Raw genomic sequence first — 21,407 nt, forward strand, 5'->3', positions numbered from 1 at the left:
CCAGAGCGCAGCCAGCGTTCTCCTGCAGATAGTACTCAACAACCTGTACTTTGAATTGCTTTGTATATTTACTCATGAAAACACCCCAAAAGTATGGACGGGTGTCCAACTTTTGGGGTGCAGTTCATTCGGACTGGCTATTTTTCACGAGAGAAATACAAACACTGAAACCCTGGATCAATTCAGGCGGGCAGACTCCAGAATAAAGCTGAGCTTACCGAAACGTGCACTGACCTCGTCAAATTTCTTTTGTTTTTGCTCATTAGTCAGCGTCGTATCGTTCATATTGGTACGCAAAATACTAAACAACGCCAGATCTGCAATCGGTTTTAACTGCGCGTCATTGGAGCGCTGAAAGCCAGACAGATTCAAAATATTCTTCAGCGTCTCGCGCTGAGCAGGATTCTTACCCTTGCCATAATTGATGAAGAAATCTTCAATACGGTTTTTTGTGCCCGCCGACATGTCTTTTCTATACAAAATCGGGTCATTCGGTACCAATGGCGAGGTCCAGATTGCGCGTATTTTATTCAACTGATCCGGTGCTTCTTTCTTCAGCCTGTCCATTTCTTCCGAATTAAACGTCGCCACATCCACTTCGCCACGTAAAATAGAAGCCAGGTTGGCCTGATGATTTCCAACAATCACTTGTTTAAACACTTTGGCCGGTTCAACCTTGTTTTTCGAGAACAGGTAATACGCAGGTACCAGATAACCCGAAGTCGAATTCGGATCACCGTCAGCGAAGCGGTAAGTACCGGGCTTAGCGGTAATCTGATCAAAGTTCAGGAGAGGGCTGGCAGCTGGAACGATCAGTACCGAGGTATAACCACGCGAACCATCCGATTTAATCATTTGCGCAAATACACTGGCTTTACCACCCTCTACCGCTTCGAGTGCCACTTTGCTGCTGAGCCAGGCCACCTGTACCGTATTATTTTTAAAGCCGTCCAGTATGTCCCTGTAATTAGCCGATACCAACGCCTGCACTTCCATGCCTGTGCTCTTGGCCAGATCATCCAGCAAAGGCTGCCAACGCTTGCGGGTATCTTCAGGATTGGTCGGTGCAATCAAGCCCACGGTTAATTTTTCTGCCGCCACCGCGACTGACAACAAGGTCTGGCTCAGCATCAGGGCCAGGCCGAATTTTTTGATAGACATAGTAGACTCACTGAGAAATGGATTGAGAGCGCACAGCTTATGGCCGCCTCGCTAATACAGAACAACAGACGAGAAAGCAGCCGTGACTTCGCCACGACTTAGATATTGCAAATTGGATTGCGACAGTCCAGATATTAGAGGTGATATGAAAACATCCTGTCTGCGCTCATGGCTTTGTGGCTGGATTATAGCATTTATTGCGCTGCAGCAAATTTAATGGAAACGTAAACCCTCCCAACTCCCTACCAGTCTTTAGGGCAAGTTACGCAATCGCGCAGACTTTATGGTTGAGGATCGGGCAGCACCGGCGGCGTCGCATCGTGATAAGTCAGATGCGAAATCCAGATCTCCTTGATACGCGCATCGTACAGCCGTAACTGACAAGCAGCGGTCTCAACAAAGCGCGCACTGCCCTGCTCGCGGCGATACAGAGAATCACAATGCTGACGCAGATAGGTTTCCCAGACTTCCTGCGTTTTGATTAAGGCTGTAGCGCTGCCCCAGACCACACTGTCCTGCTTCTGCGCAGCCAGATAATATTTCTGAAACTTCGCAATCTTCAACTCAAGCTGCCCATTCATACACGCTGTGAGCTCCACCGTATTTTTGCTATTTGCACATACCGCCACATCTTGCGCTGACCACGCTGTGTGAGCAAGCAAGGCAAAAACGGTGGCAAACACAGACTTTGCTAATGTTGATTTTTTCATTTGCAGAGAGGGAATTTGTGGCTGAAGTTATGTTGAAATTCAATTTTCTGAGTTCGATTTGCGCAGTAACGGAATGAGCTTTTTTTCACGCATCAATATTGAGGCATTTAAATATATACAATAATACAAATTAATCCATAATTGTTTTTCATTATCGACACAGGTAAATGTCAATATTTCCACAACAATTCTGGCTATGTATAGCTGAATTTTACGGGAGGCTTACACCTCCTCCGTTGATATCATAATTGAGATCAGAAGACGCGCGCCGCATGACATTCATCTAATGGCAGACGAAATATCTAGGGAACCTCAGTATTGTATTATTTGTTTTTTACAAACCAAATAATAATTCCACCAACACCGATCACAAATAAACCTACATAAAAATCAATTGGAAAGTCATTGATAATCTTTCCATCCACTTCAAATTGAAGCTTCCATTTCTCCTTTTTCAATTCTGTTCCAACAAGCAGATTACGGGGCAAGGATTGATCTGTAGGTCCAGCGGAATAAATGAATTGGCGCTCTACCGAGTTGTTTTTGATAAGATAGTTAGTAACGCAGCGATTGTTACTAGGCTGCTGACAAACTACTTCTCGGTTGATTACCACACCAGCAATTTCAACGCTTGCACGCCCATAGATTTCAGAAATTGACATCAATACCAAAACCCCTCCGAACATTAAAAAAGCTACAAACGGATTTGTAATTTTTTGAAAGTTATTCATACAAATTCTCCTAATGTATGTAATTCATAGACATCATTTCAATTTTCGAAGGGCTGACCTGCTCAGGCTGCAGGCAGGCGTTGATCACTTGATTTTTGAATTCGGCGCTGTGACGCCGACGCCGCACACGCGGCGTATCGAATTCATCGTTCATGTACACATGTCCACTAGTTACGTGGACATGATAATCCGCGTTTAGCGGCTTGGGTTCAAGGTGACATTACCGGGTGCTTACAAAGGTGCTGGCAACAAGGTGGTGACACCAGAAGCCATGGAACTTTCGCGACTGCGAGCATGTCACGCCGCGGCTAAAGCGGGAGAACGAAATTATAAAAAAGGCGGCGGCGTACTTTACCAAGGATATTCTGTGAAGCACGCTTGGATAGACGTTAACCGCAAAACTTATGCGCTGACCGAAATGTGTAGCGTGCTGAACGTCAACCCAAGCGGTTATCGCACCTGTAAGCACGGTGGCACACCTGCGCGCAAACGGCTGATGGACACCCAAATGCTGGCCATTATTCGTGCCATCCCCGCCGAACGCAAAGGGGCTTATAGCTGCCCGCATGGTGCACGAATTGTGTCGACGCGGTTTTACGGCAGGCAAAGAGGGGCAATACCTTGCATTGAGCGGGCAGCAGCCGAAATCGGAGGTTGGGTACTGTATAGCTTAGCTGTAGTGCCCCTCTAATAGGTATCAATATGTCTACTGGCAAATACGCCCAGCGCCCTTGATAGTGCCAACATAAAACGTATTACTTTACATCGCAGGTACGAACTAACAGAGAATGTCAGTACCTCGTAGGCACAGAGCTCAAAAGGTCGACCTATTTAAGACGCCTTGCAGCATCCCATTTCAAGAGTACCAACAATAAATTACCGACTATATTCAAAAAAATTCCGCAACCGAAAAACGTTAGAAAAATCTCTTTTGGATTCCCGATTGTCGCTAATGTATAGTTGACTTTCGGCATATCAAAATACGTCACCTTTAACGTACCCCCAATTTTTATGTTGCAAAATTCTGGAATGCCATCTCCGCCACCACCTGAGACTTCGTGTTTCATATCACCAACCCAAATTGCAGCAGTTACGCGAGGTTTAGGTTTTATTGGACTGCCGTTATCACATGACGTGCTTAATAAGGTGACCTTACCGATGGTTTCAGTTCCACCGACAGAAAGAATGGCATATTTCAATGGCATCAAAATTAAAAAAAATAAAACCATGGCTAAGCGTATTCGCCAGTATCTATTTTTGCCCATGTGCCTTTTGCTTACAGCAGGTTAGGTAAAGTGTTGTATTGGTCTTCGTAGCGCCTGCGCCAAATCCGGAATCAATTCCAATACCGCCTCCGACAATTTTCCCATTGCTGTCAGCATATACGTCAATAGTGATTGGTCCAATGGATATATGTCCATTTTGGAATGGCGCAGCCAGGTCGGATGGAGTACCTAAAACAAAACAAATCGTTGTTAAAGCAAAAATCTTACACTTATTAAGGTATTACATTAGCAAATATTTTACAAAAAATATTTACACTTATTTTGTGTTGAAAAATAAAAAGGCCTTGATAAATCAAGGCCTTAAATTGAAATTTTACATTTTACATCGCAGGTAGAAACTAAAACGGAATATCGTCATCCATATCCGAGAAATTCGGGGCTGGGCGGGATACCGGGGCTGGGCGTTGGGCCGGGGCTGCCGGGCGTTGGGCTGGGGCCGCCGGTGCGCCGTAGCCGTCGTCCATGCCTGCGCCGCCACCCATGCCGCCGCCCATACCCTGGCGGCTGCCTAACATCTGCATGGAATCTGCTTTGATGTCAGTTGCATACTTTTCTACGCCGTCTTTATCGGTGTATTTGCGGGTACGCAGGGAACCTTCGACGTAGACCTGGGAACCTTTTTTGAGGTACTGGCCAGCGATTTCAGCCAGCTTACCGAAGAAGGTAATGCGGTGCCATTCGGTCTGTTCTTTCTTTTCGCCTGTCGCTTTGTCTTTCCACGTATCGGTGGTCGCCACAGTAATGCTGGTCATGGCATCACCGTTAGGCATATAACGGGTTTCCGGATCGCGGCCCAAATTGCCGACGATAATCACTTTATTCACAGATGCCATATTTTCTCCTGATTTCCTATTACTTCCTGTATTTTCCCGAATTGTGCCGTCAATTTCCAGTTGAATCGATAGCAATCAAGTTGCTTCGGGCTTGTTCTTGCCTGCACGGCGCGCTACTTCCGGCATGTTGACTGCGATTATAAGCCAGATAAGCGTTAATACCGCACAGAGCGCGAAGATTGCTGCACCACCGGCCGACTGAGTCAGCCAGCCACCGGCTGCAGCGCCACAGGCAATGCCGAAGGCCTGCAAGGTGTTATACACACCCAGCGCCGCGCCTTTGGCGGCGGGCGGTGCGATGCGTGACACCAGCGAAGGCTGACTGGCTTCCAGTGTGTTAAAGGCCATAAAAAACGCGAACAGCAAGGCGACCAGCGCCAGCGGTTGCTGCAGCAATTGCCAGAAGCCGATTTGCACCACCAGCAATAGCGCGATGGCACCGATGAATACCTGCTTCATTTTTCCATATTTTTCGCCCACAAAAATAGCGGGCAACATGGCAACAAACGAGACCAGCATCACCGGCAGATAGATTTTCCAGTGACTCGCGACCGGCATGCCAGCCACCTGTACCAGCGCACCCGGCACCACGACAAACATCGCCATCTGCGCAAAATGCAAAACAAACACGCCCAGATTCAGACGCATTAATTCTTTATTCGTGAGCACCACCGAAAACGCTACCGGCGCGTGCTGCTGCGGCGGCGCATCCGGCGTCACGCGCAACACCACAGCGATGGCTGCCACACCCATCACGGCGATCATGGCAAACATGCCGGGCATGCCTATGCTTTCAAACAGCACCGGGGAAATCACCATGGCCAGCGCAAAGCTCAGGCCGATGGAGCCGCCCACCATGGCCATCGCCTTGGTACGGTGTTCTTCGCGTGTGGTATCCGCGATCATGGCGGTAATGGCGGCCGAGATCGCGCCCAGCCCTTGTATGCCGCGTCCCAGCATGATGCCGCTCAGGCTGGTCGAGGCAGCGCAGATAATGGCTCCGACGATAAACAGGATCAGTCCCGTCACGATCACAGGCTTACGGCCAAAACGGTCAGAAGCCATGCCAAAAGGAATCTGGCAAAACGCCTGTACCAGGCTGAACATACCCAGCGCCAGCCCAACCATCAGTGCATTATTACCGCCGCTCAGGCTCTTAGCATAAATCGCAAATACCGGCGACAGCATGAACAAGCCCAGCATGCGCAAAGCGAATACGGATGCCAGTGAGGCACTGGCGCGCAGCTCGCTGCGACTCATGCCCGCTGGTTCCGCCTCTGGCTGCCTGGCGTGGTCGAAATCTGTTGCAATAGTCATATGTATAACGCTGGTGTGTGGCCTGGAGTGCGGAAATCAAAGATCAGCCCGCGGTAAATTTGAAAAACCCGTTATAGTAGCAGGTTGCTTGCCTCCGCCAAAATTCAGTTGATACCATGACGACACGATCAAAAGCCGCAAAAGCACCCAAACCCGCCGAAATCGAATTCGACGCCGATGATATAGCACGTATGCAAAAACGCGAGTTGATACGCGTCAGAGGCGCACGTACCCATAATCTGAAAAACATCAATCTCGACCTGCCACGTAATAAGCTGGTGGTGATCACCGGTTTGTCCGGCTCAGGCAAATCCTCGCTGGCCTTTGATACCTTGTATGCGGAAGGACAGCGCCGTTATGTCGAATCTTTATCGGCCTATGCGCGTCAGTTCCTGCAACTGATGGAAAAACCGGATGTGGATCTGATTGAAGGCCTGTCACCGGCGATTTCTATCGAACAGAAGGCGACCTCGCATAATCCGCGCTCTACCGTTGGCACCGTCACTGAAATCCACGACTATCTGCGTCTGCTGTACGCACGGGTAGGCACGCCGTATTGCCCGGATCATCCGGAAAACCCGCTGGCAGCGCAATCGGTGTCGCAAATGGTGGATGCGGTACTGGCCATGCCGGAAGACAGTAAGCTGATGATACTGGCGCCGGTCGTGTCTAACCGCAAAGGCGAACATGTGGATCTGTTTGAACAGATGCAGGCTCAGGGTTTCGTACGCTTCCGTGTACAGAGCGGCACCCAGGAAGCGCGCATCGTTGAAGCAGACGATTTGCCTAAACTGAAAAAGACTGAAAAGCATACCATCGATGTGGTGGTGGATCGCGTCAAAGTACGTGAGGATATCAAACAGCGACTGGCAGAATCCTTTGAAACCTGTCTGCGCATTGCGAATGGCCGGGCACTGGTGGTAAATATGGACAGCGGCCATGAGCAGCTGTTTTCAAATAAATTTGCCTGCCCGGTGTGCGGCTATTCGCTGCAGGAGCTGGAGCCACGTCTGTTCTCGTTCAATAATCCTATGGGTGCCTGTCCGGAATGTGACGGACTTGGTCATATTGAATTCTTTGATCCGAAACGTATCGTCGCCTTTCCTAATTTGTCACTGGCCAGTGGTGCGGTCAAAGGCTGGGATCGCCGCAATCAGTTTTACTTCCAGATGCTGTCGAACCTGGCAGCCTTCTATGAATTCGATATCGATACGCCCTTTGAGCAATTGCCGGAATCTGCACAGCAAGTCATTCTGTATGGTTCGGGTAAGCAGCAAATTCCGTTCACCTACATCAATGAAAAAGGCCGTACCGTCGTTAAGGAGCACAGCTTTGAAGGTGTTGTCACGAATCTGCAGCGCCGTTACCGCGAAACCGATTCAATGGCGGTCAAAGAAGAGCTGGCGAAATTCATTAATGAAAAAACCTGCCCATCCTGCGATGGCGCACGTCTTCGCATAGAAGCACGCTATGTCAAGGTAGGCACTGGCACGCAGGAAAAAGCGATATTTGATATCAGCGCGATGCCGCTGCGTGAAACCCTGCATTTCTTCGAGCATTTGCAATTGCATGGCGCGAAACGCGATATTGCCGACCGCATCATCAAAGAAATCACGGCGCGCCTGACTTTCCTCAATAACGTAGGGCTCGATTACCTGTCGCTGGAACGCAGTGCCGATACCCTGTCGGGTGGCGAAGCACAGCGTATCCGCCTCGCTTCACAAATCGGCTCAGGCCTGACCGGTGTGATGTATGTACTGGATGAACCATCTATCGGTCTGCATCAGCGTGATAACGACAGGTTGATCGACACGCTCAAGCATTTGCGCGATATCGGCAACAGCGTGCTGGTGGTCGAGCATGACGAAGATGCGATACGCTGCGCCGACTTCGTCGTCGATATGGGCATAGGCGCTGGCGTACATGGCGGTGAAGTGATCGCCCAGGGCGCGCTGGATGACATTATGCAGAATCCGCGCTCGCTGACAGCAAAGTATCTGAGCGGCGAACTGGAAATCAGCGTACCGAAGCAACGTACCGCCGCCGATCCCGATAAGCAATTGCTGATTGCGGGTGCGCGTGGCAATAATCTGAAAAATCAGGATATGACACTGCCGGTCGGTTTGCTGACTTGCGTGACCGGGGTATCCGGCTCGGGCAAATCCACGCTGGTGAATGACACGCTCTACCATGTGGCGGCCCGCCATTTATATGGTTCGCAGACTGAGCCTGCTGCGTTTGATCATGTGAGCGGACTTGAGCATTTTGATAAAGTGATTTCTGTCGATCAGGCACCGATAGGCCGCACACCGCGCTCAAACCCAGCCACCTATACCGGCTTATTCACGCCTATCCGCGATTTGTTTTCTACGGTACCGACCGCTAAAGAACGTGGCTACAGCGCTGGCCGCTTCTCGTTCAATGTGAAAGGCGGCCGCTGCGAAGCCTGTCAGGGCGATGGCGTGATCAAAGTCGAAATGCACTTCCTGCCGGATGTCTACGTTCCCTGCGATGTCTGCCATGGAAAACGCTATAACCGGGAGACGCTGGAAGTTCAGTACAAGGGCAAGAATATCCACGAAGTGCTGGAAATGACGGTCGAGGATGCGCACGAATTCTTCAAACCGGTGCCGGTGATCGCACGTAAGCTGCAGACCTTGCTGGATGTCGGCCTGGGTTATATCCGTTTGGGTCAGAGCGCCACCACCTTGTCCGGTGGTGAGGCACAAAGGGTGAAGCTGTCGCTGGAATTATCCAAGCGTGATACCGGCCGCACCTTGTATATCCTGGATGAGCCGACCACCGGTCTGCACTTCCACGATATTGCGCTGCTGCTCAAAGTCATACACCGCCTGCGTGATCAGGGCAATACGCTGGTCATCATCGAACACAATCTGGATGTGATCAAGACCGCCGACTGGCTGATTGATCTGGGACCAGAAGGCGGTGCGGGTGGCGGCCGAATTATCGCCACCGGCACACCGGAACAAGTGGCGGCCAACCCCGACAGCGTGACGGGCAAATACCTGCTGCCACTGCTGAAAAAACACAAAAAATAAGCTTTATATTTATCTTAAATTTGTATGTCTATCCGTCTGATCGTCGGCCTTGGTAATCCTGGGCCGGAGTATGAACAAACCCGTCACAACGCAGGCTTCTGGCTGCTGGATCAGTTTCCGGTCAGCCTGCAGCGTGACAAAAATTTTAATGCGCTGGTGGGAAAAACCCGTATCGCCGGTCAGGAAGTCTGGCTACTGCAACCCCAGACTTTTATGAACCGTTCCGGCCAGTCGGTCGGTGCGATCTGCCGTTTTTATAAAATCACACCGGATCAGATTCTGGTGGTGCATGATGAACTGGATATGCTGCCCGGTGTCGCCAAGCTCAAAAAAGGCGGCTCGTCCGGCGGCCATAACGGACTCAAAGACATCACCGCCGCGCTCGGCACTCAGGATTACTGGCGGCTGCGTATCGGCATCGGTCACCCGCGCACGCTGAATCTGAATCAGGGCGTGGCAGATTTTGTACTGCATCGTCCGCGCAAAGAAGAACAGCCACTGATCGATGAAGCGATTGCAAAAAGCATGGATGTATTGCCGCTGATGGTCGCTGGCGAATTCGCGGAAGCGATGACGCGTTTGCATACCAGCGCAAAATAAAAATCAACTCAGCATCAACACTGTATCAACGCAGCACCAGCGGAGTCCTCATGTCCTCTTCTATCCAGATTTTTGCCGGACAAACTGCTTATCGCCACATCCAGCAATATGGCCTGCAAGCAGCGGATATTGCGGTCGTTCCGGCAGCCGCCGGCGGCCCCAAAGGCCTGATTTTGCAAGCCATGGATCAATGGCTGTTTGGTGATTGGCTGGCCGCTACACCGCGTGAACGCAGCCTGATCGGCGCATCGATAGGCTCCTGGCGTATGGCTGCTGCGGCCTGCGCTGATCCTGCTGCTGCCTTTGCACGGCTAGCGGATTTGTATTGCGAACAGACCTATCCGGAAAAACCCAGCGCTGAATATGTCACGACTGAGATTCAAGGCATGCTGCAGCGCTTCATCGGCGGCTATGAGCAGGAGATACTGCAACACCCTTACCAGCGTCTGCATATCCTGATCAATCGTGGTCAGCGCGGCCTCAGCGCACCGGCCAATATGAAAGCAGCCAAAGCTGGCTTTATCGCGGCGGCGCTGGCGAATCTGCGTGGTCGCGAACATCTGGCGAAACATCTGGAACGTGTGGTGATGAGCGATACACGCGATGCGCTGCATTGGCTGAAAACACCATTTGACGCGTTCAGCAGCCAGTTTTGTGCGCTCAGCAGCGCCAATCTGCAAAGCGCCCTGCTCGCTTCCGGCACGCTGCCGCTGATCATGCAGGAAGTCCGTGCTGTCGCACAGGCGCCGTCTGGTTATTATTGGGATGGTGGCATCATCGATTATCACCTGGCGTTTCCCTACGCACGCTTGCTGAGCAACACGCGCAGCGAACTGGTGCTGTATCCGCATTTCAGCGATCAGATCATACCGGGCTGGCTGGATAAGGCGTTGCCATGGCGGCGTGCTGCACGTGGCCATTTTGCGGCCTGGCTGGATAATGTCGTGCTGGTGGCACCTTCACGCGATTTCATACGCAGCCTGCCACGCGCCAAACTGCCGGATCGCAAAGACTTTGCCTATTATGGTCTGCAGCATGCGCAACGTATCAGTCAGTGGCGGCTCGCGATTGCCGAGAGTCAGCGTATGCGCGATGATCTGGCAGCCTTCATCGCACAGCCGGATATGCGCGCGGTACGCTTGTTCTGAGCGCACTGTTCAGGATTTTTTATTGGTTTTATCCGCTTTATCTGCGAAGTCTGCGTCGGCACCATCCGCCTTGCGCGACTGGACAGCGGGCTTGTCGCGTACCAGTCCGCGTTGCTGCAAGGCCTGACGCAGCATGTACTCGACCTGTGCATTCGCGCTGCGCAATTCCTGCGCGGCCAGCCTTTCTATCTCAGTCCACAAGGCCGGATCAATACGCAATGGGAAGGATTTTTTGCCTGGACTCGCCATCGCTATCTCTGAAATGCTGAAATAAATGAAGACGGCTGTCCCAGATCAGCATGCCAGCGCGGCATGATCTGACGCGCACGTTTCCATAACTGTGCAGCGCTGCCAAAACGTGCCAGCCAGGCTGCAGCATCCGGCACACCCGTGGCAGGCATCAATACCTGCACCACCGCTCCCGTTGTCACCAAGTGCAAACCGGTAAAGCCCAGGCCAGGTTCATCCATGAACAGTTCAACCGCACAACTCAATAATAAAAACAGACACAGCCTGGTCAGGATGGCATGCATAAGGCACTCGCTTATCAGAAAAAACGCAGTTACAAAAAAACAGATACCGGCGCAGAGCTAAGCATCCGCACCGGACTATCCGTCAATTATACAAAGTCCCGGTATTGATCACGGGCTGGGTTTCTTTATCCGAGCACAGCACCACCAGCAAATTACTGACCATCGCTGCTTTGCGCTCGTCATCGAGTTCCACGATCTGACGCTCAGACAAGCCTTGTAAAGCCGCTTCCACCATACTGACTGCACCATGTACGATTTTTTTACGCGCACTGATAATCGCTTCAGCCTGCTGCCGGCGCAGCATGACTTGTGCGATTTCTGCAGCGTAAGCAAGATGGGTCAGTTTGGCATCTTCCACATCGATCCCGGCTGCTGCGAAACGGGTTTGCAACTCAGCCCGCATCGCGCTGGCAACCACTTCCATCCCGGCGCGCAAGGTAGTTTCACCGTCCGCTAAATCCTCACCATCGTCATACGCATACAGAGAAGCAATGTGGCGCAATGCGGCTTCCGCCTGCACATTCACATAGCGTTCGAAATCGTCCACATTGAAGATCGCCAGCGCACTGTCACGTACCCGCCAGACGATGGCAGCACCGATTTCCACCGGATTCCCGCGTTTATCATTCACCTTCAGCGGTGCGGTATTCAGTGTACGTGCACGCAAACTGAGCTTGCGTTTGCTGTACAGCGGATTCACCCAGCGCAGCCCTTCGCTGCGATCTGTACCCTTGTATTTACCAAACAAGGACAGCAGTGCCGCCTCATTCGGTTGCAACATATACAGCCCGGCAAATAAAAATGCACCCAGCGCGACAGGCAAAACCCGCGCAAATACGCCTGCGATCCCGACACCGAAAGGCATGCTCACAAAACTGTAAACGCCCGCAGCAATCAGCAATACAGCGATACCAACGACCAGATAGCCATCGGATGACTGCAACTGACGTTCCTGCGTGACACCCTTTGCGATAACTTGTTGTTCAGTTTTCATTTTATCTCCTGAATGACTTCACCATTGAAATCAAAGTGATATCACTTTAGTAGAAGTTAGTTCAGCTAGCAAGGGTAATTTTGATATTTTTTTTACCGTAGATGCCTGCCGTCAAAAAAAACCACGCAAGCTACGGACAGCGGTACTGGCCATGCGCTGTTCCGCACGAGGACAAGCTGAGCACAGCACCTTACCGGGCGCTACTGGCTTAGCACTACCACGTGCTTGTGCACGCATCCCGAGCACATAGCACAGCAAACCAGCCAGCGCAGCACTGATCAAAGCCATAAACATGCTATGCGCAGAAAAATGGGTGAGCAAATATCCGCTGACAACGGGATTGAGTGCGGTCCCCAGCGTTGCCAGACTTTGCACACCGTAATAACTGCCACGCTGCGCAGGCGGTGCAATCATATCGATACACAGGAATTCACAGGGAATCACGATCACCTCACCCACCGTGAACAAGGCGGTCGCCAGCATCCATTGCCAGCGCTGATCAGCAAACATAAAACCCGTCAGTCCCAGGACGTACATCATTATCCCCATGCTGATCCAGCGCAGGAAGCTTTGTGCCTGTATGCGTTTGCCGATCAGGTACTGCAAACCGACCACACCGATGGTATTCACCATCAGCATCGCTGGCAGCAAATCAGCCGCCGCCTGCACACCCTGGCTGCTAATCAGATACTGCGATAAATAACCGGTAATAAATCGTCCAAATACAAAGGACGTCAGCATGCTGGCAATCGTGAATGACAGCAAACGCCGGTCCTGCCGCAAATCCCGTAAGGTATCTCTGAAGCGCGCCGGTGCGACAGCCGCAGGCCTTTGCAATGCCGCGTCTGCTGGCGCAGTCACCGCCAGATTCTGAACCAGCCAGGAAGCCAGCAAAGCAAAACCAGCGGCGATCCATAAGGGGGCGGCCAGCGCCCAGCCAAACAGCCAGGTACCAAACAAAGGGCCAAGTGCGAATGCGAGATTAATCAACAAATAATTCATCGAAAAAGCGCGCGCACGCTCAACTGGCGACAAATACTCTGCCAACATGGACTTCAAAGCAATGCTGCGTAATACCAAAGCTGATTCAATCAGCGCCAGCATCAGAAAGGCCAGCCAGGCATAGGCAGTCAGACTGAGTAATAAGGAACTCAGCGCCACCAAGACACAAGCCCAGGCCATTAAGCGCGGCTTAGGAATACGGTCAGCCAGATAACCGGAAAACACACCGGACGCTGTTGCGACCAGCATACTGCCGCCCAATATCCAGCCTATCGCATGCTGGCTCAGCCCTAATTGCCGGGTCAAAAACAGCACCATCACCGGTAGCGCAAATGCTCGCCCGATGACGAAGACGAATGAGCTGGCCAACAAACGCCGCACCGGTGCAGGAAATGCCAGCACATCATGCTGCAGGCCTGAACGCATGCCTGACAGGAGGCGACGCAAAGGACTCATACGATCCAGGCGATGACGATTGACAGAGCTGGCTGACTTCATGGCTGACCCCAATAGCGGAAAATATGCATTGAACCACCGCGCAACTGCGACACAAACCAGGCTTGCGGCAGGGATGAAATCAGTATCCGTATAAAAGCAGACAAAAAAAATGGAAGAAGAAAATATTTTTATTTCCGCTTTTCTGTTTGTTTTAAGCTTGCATAATTCAGCACCGAATTTAAGAAGCAGATGCTCACTGATCCATACGTATGAAACTGCGCGACCAATACACCAAGCTTTATGAACTCATGCAAGGCAGGCAGCAACCCGGCCTGCCTGCGCTGGCAGAGGCCATGCATTGCAGTGAAAGAAATATGCGTCATCTGCTGGCCAAAATGCAGGAGCAGGGCTGGCTGCTGTGGACTGCGGCACGTGGACGTGGCCATCACTCGCAATTGCAGTTATTGAAAACGCCGGATGCACTCGCGCTGGATCATTTATCGGGTTTGCTTGCACGCGGAGATCTGGAGCAGGCTTTTGCGAGTCTGGGTCGCGCGCAACGCAAGCAACTGGCAAGCCGCTTACCCGCCTATCTGGGCTTATCCGACGGTAAGCAACAGCTATTACGCATGCCGCTGTACCGGCCGATTGCCAGCCTCGATCCTTTACATGCGTACGGCAGACTGGAAGCGCATCTGATCCGTCAGATTTTTTCACGGCTGCTGACCTTTGATCATCAGCAGCGCAGCCTGCGTCCGGTACTTGCGCATCATTGGGAAAGTGAAGACGATGCGCGCGTCTGGCATTTTTGGTTACGCCCCGGACTCTGCTTTCATGATGGCAGTGAACTGGGACCGGAAGACGTGAAAGCAACGTTCTTACGACTGCGCGATCAGTATTCGATGTATCAAAATCTGTACCGTCATATCGACCGCATAGATCTGGGACCCAATCAACGTATCAGCTTTTACTTACAGCACAGCGACTACTTATGGCCGCATTGCCTGGCCAGCGCAATGTCGTCTATCGTGCCTCGCCAGCGTGCGCGCAATTTCGCGCAATTTCCAATTGGCTGCGGCGCATTTAAAGTGATACGCAATAATCCCTACCAACTCAGTCTGCAGGCGTTTAAATCGTATTATCGCGAAGGCGCTTTATTGGATGAAATCGATCTATGGGTGATGCAGCCCAGCGAGGAACAGGCAGGCTTCGATTTGCAGTTCGGCTATGACCCAGCCCAGGCTGGCAAACAGCAAAGCACCATGATTGCTGAGTCCGGCTGCACACATCTGATTTGCAACCCAGCCCATCCCCTGTTCCGCACTACGCAACAAAGACTTGACTGGGCTGACTGGCTTGCACCGGAAACCTTGTTTCCATACAACGATCCGGCACGCAAACCCGCAGCGGGTTTACTGCCGGGCTGGACCCACCGCATCGCACGTGCAAGTGAACGCCCGGCCTTACGGCACGGTAGCAAGCTACGCTTTGTGACTGGACAATCGAATGAAATTTTGCACCTAGGTGCATTGATACAAGCCAGACTGCAGGCCGCAGGACTCGAAGTCGAATGGCGCACTGTCAATTTCAAAGAACAGATGAGCCGCGCGTGGATGCAGGAATGCGACTTATACCTCGCCAGAGAAATCATGCACGATGATCAGGACTTTGGCTGCTTTGAATGGTTTAGCGCAGACACCTTGTACCGGCGCTGGATGCCGCCCCCGGTGTGGCAGCAAATCGATCAGCAATTACGCAGCATACAGGCTGAGCCCGACAACGCAAACAGAATGCCCGGCTACGCCCGTATCGGCCAACAATTAGTGGAAGACGGATGGCTGATACCGGTGTCCCACGAAAATCATTTCGTCAGCGTGGCACCCCATGTAGCCGGAGTGCGTATGACGCCGCTGGGCTTTGTCTCTTTCTGCGAACTGTGGCTGAAGAACACGCCAGAACCTCAGCAATAGCCAGCCATAGCGGACAGCACCATTTGAGTGCATACGCTCAGATAAGGTAAGATGCGGGTCCAGCTGTAAAGCATTTCACTCGTCTCACCATGAAAAACCGCATCCGCACCGAAGCCGCCGCCCTGTGGCAATTAGCCTGGCCAGTATTAATAGGACAACTCGCTACCGTCGGCATGGGCGTGGCGGATGTCGCTATGACCGGTCACTTCAGTGCCGAAGAACTGGCTGCGGTATCGCTTGGCACCTCACTCTGGACTATCGTGCTGGTGACAGCGATGGGCGTGATGATGGCGGTCAATGCCGTGGTGTCACATGAAATCGGGGCCGGGCAAACCCAGCGCGTGCCGCATGTGGTCCGGCAATCTATGTGGATGGGGCTGGGCATAGGCCTGGCCGGCTGTGTGCTGCTGAACGCGTCCACGCTGGTGTTTGACTATCTGATGCTGGAGCCACAGGCACAGGAAAAAGCCGCACGCTTTGTACATATCATCAGTATAGGCATGCCGGCATTCGCGATGTACCGTGCGCTGTATGGCTATACCACCAGCCTGAATCAAACCAAACCCGTGATGCTGATCGCAGTGGCTGGCCTGGCATTCAATATCCTCATTAACTGGCTGTTCATCTATGGCCGCTTTGGCTTACCACAACTGGGTGCCAGCGGCTGTGCACTGGCGACCGGCCTTGGTATCTGGCTGATGCTGGCAGCGATGCTATGGTGGATGCGGCACTCACCGGTGTATCAGGAGACCTATCCTTTCCACCAGTCAGAACCACCACACTGGCCGGAAATCCGTTCCATGCTGAAGCTGGGTCTGCCGATAGGCGTGACTTATTTTGCTGAAGTATCGGCATTTTCCGCAGTTGGTCTGCTGATCGCACGCTTTGGCGTGATCGAAGTCTCGTCCAACCAGATCGCCCTGAATTTTTCTTCGCTGGTATTCATGGTGCCGATGAGCATAGGCATCGCCCTCACCACCCGGGTCGGGCAAAGTCTGGGAGAAGGCGATGCAGAGCGCGCCCGCTTTATCTCCTGGGTTGGCGTCAGCCTGGGTGTGATTTTTTCTGTGCTGTCGGCCAGCATGATTACGATATTCCGTGACCTGATCGCGGCCGCTTACACCTCGGACCCGGCGGTACAGCGCCTGACGGCGGACTTATTGTTATTCGCAGCGATATTCCAGTTATCGGACGCGACCCAAGTCACCACATCCTGTGCAATCCGGGGTTACAAAATTACGCGCACCCCAATGCTGATCCACCTGATGGCCTTTTACGGCTTTGCGCTGCCTATAGGCTGCCTGCTGGGGCTGGCCCCTGACTGGTTGCCATGGCGACCACAAACACCAATGGCGGCAGCAGGTTTCTGGATCGGTCTGGTGTCTGGTCTGACTGTGGCTGGCATCCTGTTACTCGCTTATTTGCACAGGATCAGTCAAGGCAGGATCAGATTGAGCGCTAATTCCGGTAAAATAGCGGGTTAATTCCATCTTACTGGCAAAATATCATGAGTCTCAAATGCGGCATCGTCGGCCTGCCTAACGTCGGCAAATCCACCTTATTCAATGCACTGACTAAAGCGGGCATCCCGGCAGAAAACTATCCTTTCTGCACCATTGAGCCTAACGTCGGTGTGGTGGAAGTTCCTGATCCACGCCTGAAACAGCTGTCCGAGATCGTGAAACCTGAACGCGTCCAGAACGCCATCGTGGAGTTCGTTGACATCGCCGGCCTGGTGGCCGGTGCGTCTAAAGGTGAAGGCTTGGGCAATCAGTTCCTGGCACACATCCGCGAAACCGACGCCATCGTCAACGTAGTGCGCTGCTTTGAAGACCCGAACGTGATCCACGTCGCAGGTAAAGTCAGCCCGCTCGATGACATCGAAGTGATACAGACCGAACTGGCACTGGCCGACATGGGCAGCGTGGAAAAAGCCATCCACCGCGAAAACAAAAAAGCCCGCTCCGGCGACAAAGACGCTGCCAAACTGGTTGCCTTGTTAGAACGCCTCATGCCTGCACTGAACGATGCCAAGCCAGTACGCGCACTGGGTCTGGATGCAGAAGAGATGGCCCTGCTCAAACCGCTGTGCCTGATCACCGCTAAACCGGCTATGTATGTCGCTAACGTAGCGGACGACGGCTTCACCAATAATCCTTTGCTGGACCAGCTGACTGAATACGCCAAATCTCAGAACGCGCCTATCGTCTCTATCTGCGCAGCGATCGAAGCGGAAATCGCTGATCTGGATGATGCCGATAAAGCCGACTTCCTGGCCGACATGGGCATGGAAGAGCCAGGCCTGGATCGCCTGATACGCGCTGGTTTCAAATTATTGGGTCTGCAGACTTACTTCACCGCCGGCGTTAAAGAAGTACGCGCCTGGACTATCCGCGTTGGCGATACCGCACCCCAGGCAGCCGGCGTGATCCACACCGACTTCGAACGCGGCTTCATCCGCGCCCAGACCATCGCATTTGACGACTATATCCAGTTCAAAGGCGAAGCCGGTGCCAAAGAAGCCGGCAAAATGCGCGCTGAAGGTAAAGAGTACATCGTCAAAGACGGCGACGTACTGAACTTCCTGTTCAATGTCTAAACTGAACGTCATAACTCAGATCTGCGCAGACCTGAGTTCACACTAAAAAGCGGAGCCCTAAGCAGGCTCCGCTTTTTTATTGGCATCGGCGCTTGGGGCTGGTCACGGCCGGCTTACGATTTGCTGAGCGCATCCTGATGCGAGGCGTAGACGTTGCTGCGGCTGAGCGGGACTTGTTGAGCGAGTGCGGCTAACCACTGGTCGGTGCTGCAGGAACTCGCGAAATTGGAATGGAATACCACCTGAAAGACACGATGGATTTCTTCTGCGCTGGCCGCACCAGCCGCATTGCTGTAAGGCAGAGAGCCACTGGCATCGCTTAAGATTTCAACCTGATAGCCGCGATGAGCCGCTTCAAACACGGTGCTGGCATTGCAGTTATGCGTCATATAGCCAACGATGCTCAGCGTATCAATCTGCAAGGCTTGCAATTGCGCGTCCAGCGTGGTTCCTGTAAACGAACTCGCTTTCGTCTTTTCTATATGTACGGTCGATGGACGCCGTGCAACCTCTTCATGTAAGGCCCAATTATCAGAACCACGTGCAAATATGGGTGCATTTTCCGGCGCCGAATGCTGGATCACGAAGACCGGTATACCAGCCTGATGGGCGGCGTCCATAGCGCGACCTATCTGCTGTAAAGAACGCTTTGGATCCGGGTAGCTGATACGCATCTGGCCGCTGAAATATTCATTCTGGACGTCAATCACAATCAGGGCGCGACGCGGTGCAGATGCAGTCTGGTTCAATGTAGTCATCGTATTTCCTTTCGGTGTGGTGAAGGCTGCGTAGTACAGCCAGACTTAGTATGGGCAGCAAAGTTGAACTGCATGGGATAGGATTGTGGATGAATTCACTGCATCTGCAGAGTGACCCAATTGCCATTTACCGATACAATCAGGCCATGACAACATCTCCCTATTCTCCCGCGCCGGTACGGGTTGCGGTGCTTGCCTTTGACGGCATCAGCCCGTTTCATTTATCGGTCCCCAGTCTGGTGTTTGGCGAGTCAGTCCAGACCAGAGAAGCAGCTGCATTTGAAGTCAGAGTCTGTGCTGCAGAAACCCAGCGTGGCGGCCGTAAACTGCGCAGCAGTGCTGGTTTTTACATAGAACCGCGCTATGGTTACCGTACGCTGCGCGAAGCGGATATCGTGATCATTCCGTCCTGGCACCAGGACCTGCGCGCTGCCCCACCCGAACTGCTGACCCAGTTAAGAAAAGCCCATGCAGCAGGTGCGATGCTGGTGGGTCTGTGTCTGGGCGCATTCGTACTGGCACAATGCGGCTTACTGCAAGGGCGCACTGCAACCACACATTGGGCTGCGGCACGCGAATTTGCGCTGCGTTTTCCGGACGTGTGTCTGGCACCTGATGTGCTGTATGTGGCACATCCTGATGTGATGACTTCAGCAGGCACGGCGGCGGCGATTGACTGCTGTCTGCATATTCTGCGCACACAATGTGGCCCAGAAGCGGCGGCACAAGTGGCGCGCAAATTGGTGGTGGCACCGCACCGGCAAGGAGGTCAGGCGCAATACATAGAACGGCCACTGCCGGAGTCAGCCAGCGACCAGCGGCTGACACAGCTGATGGACTGGATGCTGGCCCATCTGTGTGAAACGCCGTCTGTCGATGACCTGGCAGCGCGCGCCTGTATGAGCCGGCGCAGCTTTACCCGCCATTTCCAGCAACAGACCGGCAGCAGTCCAGGCAAATGGCTGCTGCATCAGCGCCTGAACCATGCGCAGCGGGCATTGGAGAGCAGTGAGCTAAGCATAGAACAGATTGCGCTGCAAAGCGGCTTTGGCTCGGCGCTGATGATGCGGCGTTACTTCGCGCGGGAACTACAGATATCACCATCCACTTACCGCCAGCAATTCCGCACGAATGTGACTGTCTGACCTCGCTCAGAGCGTGCTTTCACCGCGCTCCCGCTATCGTTGTGTTGCGCCCACAAGCCGACTGACGTAAAGCGTTTGTCGTTGTAACATCACATAAAAAGTGGAATGCAGAAAAAAACTGTAACACTGACTGAACACAACCGTTCTACAATAGAGAACTTACACAAAATCATCCCCACGTCGCACCGCCTTATCGGGACGAATTTGTGTAGATCTTAAATATCTGCTTCTGTATTTTCTTTTGCCGGAATCCGCATGCCCTACCTCAGCGAACTCACGCTCTATCCGATTAAATCCTGCGCCGGCATTAGCCTGAGCAACGCAGTCGTCGGTGAGAGCGGTCTGGTGTATCAGGGCATCCGTGACCGTGAATGGATGCTGGTCACGCCGGATGGTCAGTTTCTGACACAACGCAGTCATCCGCACATGGCGCGCCTGCGCATCCAGATTGAGGATGGGGTACTGCACGTCAGCTGGTCTGGGCGGCCAGATATCGCGCTGCCGCCGGATATCGTATGGCAGCGTGAATCCACCGTCACTGTATGGGACGACACCCTGCCTGCGCTGGATGCGGGTGATACGATAGCTGCATGGTTTTCTGCGGCACTGGGAGAGAACTGCCGACTGGTGAAGGTTGCGCCACATGCGCAACGCACTGCCAGCCTCAAGTGGACCGGTGAGCCTGCCGTGCGCACGTTGTTCTCCGATGGCTATCCTTTCCTGCTGGCGGCACAGTCCTCGCTGGATGACCTGAATCAGCGCGCTGTCGCGCAAGGCCATGCTGCCGTCCCCATCAATCGCTTCCGTCCCAATCTGGTCATCGCAGACAGCCCGGCGTTTGAAGAAGATTATGCAGCACAATTTGTTTTCAGTGACGGCATCGAATTGCGCTCGGTCAAACCCTGTACGCGCTGTCCTATGCCTGCCGTGGATCAGACCAGCGGGATAGCCGGATGGAATCCGGTCGATATTCTGCAAAGCTATCGTTCCAATCCCAAGGTCGATGGTGAAACCACATTTGGCGTGAATCTGATCGTAGCGCAGGGACTGGGGCAAACACTGCAAGTTGGTGCGCAGCTCGACATAGACATCGCATTCTGAGACCGGAAAGCCATCCGATCGC

At 52.8% G+C, this 21,407-nt stretch carries 21 protein-coding genes; 9 read left to right on the plus strand and 12 right to left on the minus strand.

The genetic code is table 11. The annotated features are described in order from the left end of the window. Window positions 1-177: 177 nt before the first annotated feature. The 4 genes from phnD to H8K47_RS01625 all read right to left on the minus strand — a co-directional run bounded on the left by phnD (window position 178) and on the right by H8K47_RS01625 (window position 2,756). Complete coding sequence (gene phnD / locus H8K47_RS01610) at window positions 178-1,161, minus strand: phosphate/phosphite/phosphonate ABC transporter substrate-binding protein (RefSeq protein WP_186879691.1); 984 nt, start codon at window positions 1,159-1,161, stop codon at window positions 178-180. 281 nt (window positions 1,162-1,442) lie between these two features. Further along, entirely contained in the window at window positions 1,443-1,844 is a 402-nt protein-coding gene (locus H8K47_RS01615; RefSeq protein ID WP_186879692.1) for a lysozyme inhibitor LprI family protein, read from the minus strand. A 350-nt stretch (window positions 1,845-2,194) separates the two neighbouring features. Further along, window positions 2,195-2,602 (minus strand): hypothetical protein, encoded by a 408-nt coding sequence (locus H8K47_RS01620; RefSeq protein ID WP_186879693.1) that lies wholly within the window; start codon window positions 2,600-2,602, stop codon window positions 2,195-2,197. 10 nt (window positions 2,603-2,612) lie between these two features. After that, window positions 2,613-2,756, minus strand: a complete 144-nt coding sequence (locus H8K47_RS01625; protein ID WP_186879694.1) for a hypothetical protein — start codon at window positions 2,754-2,756, stop codon at window positions 2,613-2,615. 99 nt (window positions 2,757-2,855) lie between these two features. On the opposite strand from H8K47_RS01625, the gene H8K47_RS01630 reads away from it, so the two are divergent. Beyond that, complete coding sequence (locus H8K47_RS01630) at window positions 2,856-3,293, plus strand: hypothetical protein (RefSeq protein ID WP_186879695.1); 438 nt, start codon at window positions 2,856-2,858, stop codon at window positions 3,291-3,293. A gap of 136 nt (window positions 3,294-3,429) precedes the next feature. Here the strand turns inward: H8K47_RS01630 and H8K47_RS01635 are convergent, their stop codons facing one another. The 3 genes from H8K47_RS01635 to H8K47_RS01645 all read right to left on the minus strand — a co-directional run bounded on the left by H8K47_RS01635 (window position 3,430) and on the right by H8K47_RS01645 (window position 5,981). Further along, entirely contained in the window at window positions 3,430-3,867 is a 438-nt protein-coding gene (locus H8K47_RS01635) for a hypothetical protein (RefSeq protein ID WP_186879696.1), read from the minus strand. 359 nt (window positions 3,868-4,226) lie between these two features. Next, entirely contained in the window at window positions 4,227-4,721 is a 495-nt protein-coding gene (ssb, locus tag H8K47_RS01640) for a single-stranded DNA-binding protein (protein ID WP_186879697.1), read from the minus strand. A 75-nt stretch (window positions 4,722-4,796) separates the two neighbouring features. Then, entirely contained in the window at window positions 4,797-5,981 is a 1,185-nt protein-coding gene (locus H8K47_RS01645) for an MFS transporter (RefSeq protein WP_186879980.1), read from the minus strand. Between the two features lie 248 nt (window positions 5,982-6,229). On the opposite strand from H8K47_RS01645, the gene uvrA reads away from it, so the two are divergent. The 3 genes from uvrA to H8K47_RS01660 are packed head-to-tail and all read left to right on the plus strand — an operon-like array spanning window position 6,230 to window position 10,845. Next, window positions 6,230-9,097, plus strand: coding sequence for an excinuclease ABC subunit UvrA (gene uvrA / locus H8K47_RS01650; RefSeq protein WP_186879981.1), 2,868 nt, complete (start codon window positions 6,230-6,232; stop codon window positions 9,095-9,097). A gap of 24 nt (window positions 9,098-9,121) precedes the next feature. Next, window positions 9,122-9,697, plus strand: a complete 576-nt coding sequence (gene pth, locus H8K47_RS01655; protein ID WP_186879698.1) for an aminoacyl-tRNA hydrolase — start codon at window positions 9,122-9,124, stop codon at window positions 9,695-9,697. A gap of 50 nt (window positions 9,698-9,747) precedes the next feature. Continuing rightward, window positions 9,748-10,845 (plus strand): patatin-like phospholipase family protein, encoded by a 1,098-nt coding sequence (locus H8K47_RS01660; protein ID WP_186879699.1) that lies wholly within the window; start codon window positions 9,748-9,750, stop codon window positions 10,843-10,845. A 9-nt stretch (window positions 10,846-10,854) separates the two neighbouring features. On the opposite strand, the gene H8K47_RS01665 is transcribed toward H8K47_RS01660, so the two are convergent. From H8K47_RS01665 to H8K47_RS01680, 4 genes are all read right to left on the minus strand, one after another. Beyond that, on the minus strand, window positions 10,855-11,094 hold the full coding sequence (locus H8K47_RS01665; protein WP_186880001.1) for a type II toxin-antitoxin system antitoxin: 240 nt from the start codon (window positions 11,092-11,094) through the stop codon (window positions 10,855-10,857). 2 nt (window positions 11,095-11,096) lie between these two features. Next, window positions 11,097-11,378, minus strand: coding sequence for a hypothetical protein (locus H8K47_RS01670; protein WP_186879700.1), 282 nt, complete (start codon window positions 11,376-11,378; stop codon window positions 11,097-11,099). 82 nt (window positions 11,379-11,460) lie between these two features. After that, on the minus strand, window positions 11,461-12,372 hold the full coding sequence (locus tag H8K47_RS01675; protein WP_186879701.1) for an SPFH domain-containing protein: 912 nt from the start codon (window positions 12,370-12,372) through the stop codon (window positions 11,461-11,463). 111 nt (window positions 12,373-12,483) lie between these two features. Next, entirely contained in the window at window positions 12,484-13,872 is a 1,389-nt protein-coding gene (locus H8K47_RS01680) for an MFS transporter (RefSeq protein WP_186879702.1), read from the minus strand. A 209-nt stretch (window positions 13,873-14,081) separates the two neighbouring features. On the opposite strand from H8K47_RS01680, the gene H8K47_RS01685 reads away from it, so the two are divergent. From H8K47_RS01685 to ychF, 3 genes are all read left to right on the plus strand, one after another. After that, window positions 14,082-15,782, plus strand: coding sequence for an SgrR family transcriptional regulator (locus tag H8K47_RS01685; RefSeq protein ID WP_186879703.1), 1,701 nt, complete (start codon window positions 14,082-14,084; stop codon window positions 15,780-15,782). Window positions 15,783-15,871: 89 nt separating this feature from the next. After that, complete coding sequence (locus H8K47_RS01690; RefSeq protein ID WP_186879704.1) at window positions 15,872-17,266, plus strand: MATE family efflux transporter; 1,395 nt, start codon at window positions 15,872-15,874, stop codon at window positions 17,264-17,266. A 23-nt stretch (window positions 17,267-17,289) separates the two neighbouring features. Beyond that, on the plus strand, window positions 17,290-18,381 hold the full coding sequence (gene ychF, locus H8K47_RS01695) for a redox-regulated ATPase YchF (protein WP_186879705.1): 1,092 nt from the start codon (window positions 17,290-17,292) through the stop codon (window positions 18,379-18,381). A 113-nt stretch (window positions 18,382-18,494) separates the two neighbouring features. Here ychF and H8K47_RS01700 read toward each other — a convergent pair whose 3' ends face one another. Further along, window positions 18,495-19,139 (minus strand): cysteine hydrolase family protein, encoded by a 645-nt coding sequence (locus H8K47_RS01700; RefSeq protein ID WP_186879706.1) that lies wholly within the window; start codon window positions 19,137-19,139, stop codon window positions 18,495-18,497. A gap of 89 nt (window positions 19,140-19,228) precedes the next feature. Here H8K47_RS01700 and H8K47_RS01705 point away from each other — a divergent pair, with 89 nt between their 5' ends. Then, a complete protein-coding gene (locus H8K47_RS01705; RefSeq protein ID WP_230410134.1) occupies window positions 19,229-20,284 on the plus strand; it encodes a GlxA family transcriptional regulator in 1,056 nt (351 codons plus the stop codon). Window positions 20,285-20,539: 255 nt separating this feature from the next. Then, window positions 20,540-21,385 (plus strand): MOSC domain-containing protein, encoded by an 846-nt coding sequence (locus H8K47_RS01710; RefSeq protein ID WP_186879707.1) that lies wholly within the window; start codon window positions 20,540-20,542, stop codon window positions 21,383-21,385. Window positions 21,386-21,407: the final 22 nt, after the last annotated feature.

Source organism: Cognatundibacterium rugosum (genome assembly GCF_014284365.1).
GTDB classification, from domain to species: domain Bacteria; phylum Pseudomonadota; class Gammaproteobacteria; order Burkholderiales; family Burkholderiaceae_D; genus Undibacterium; species Undibacterium rugosum.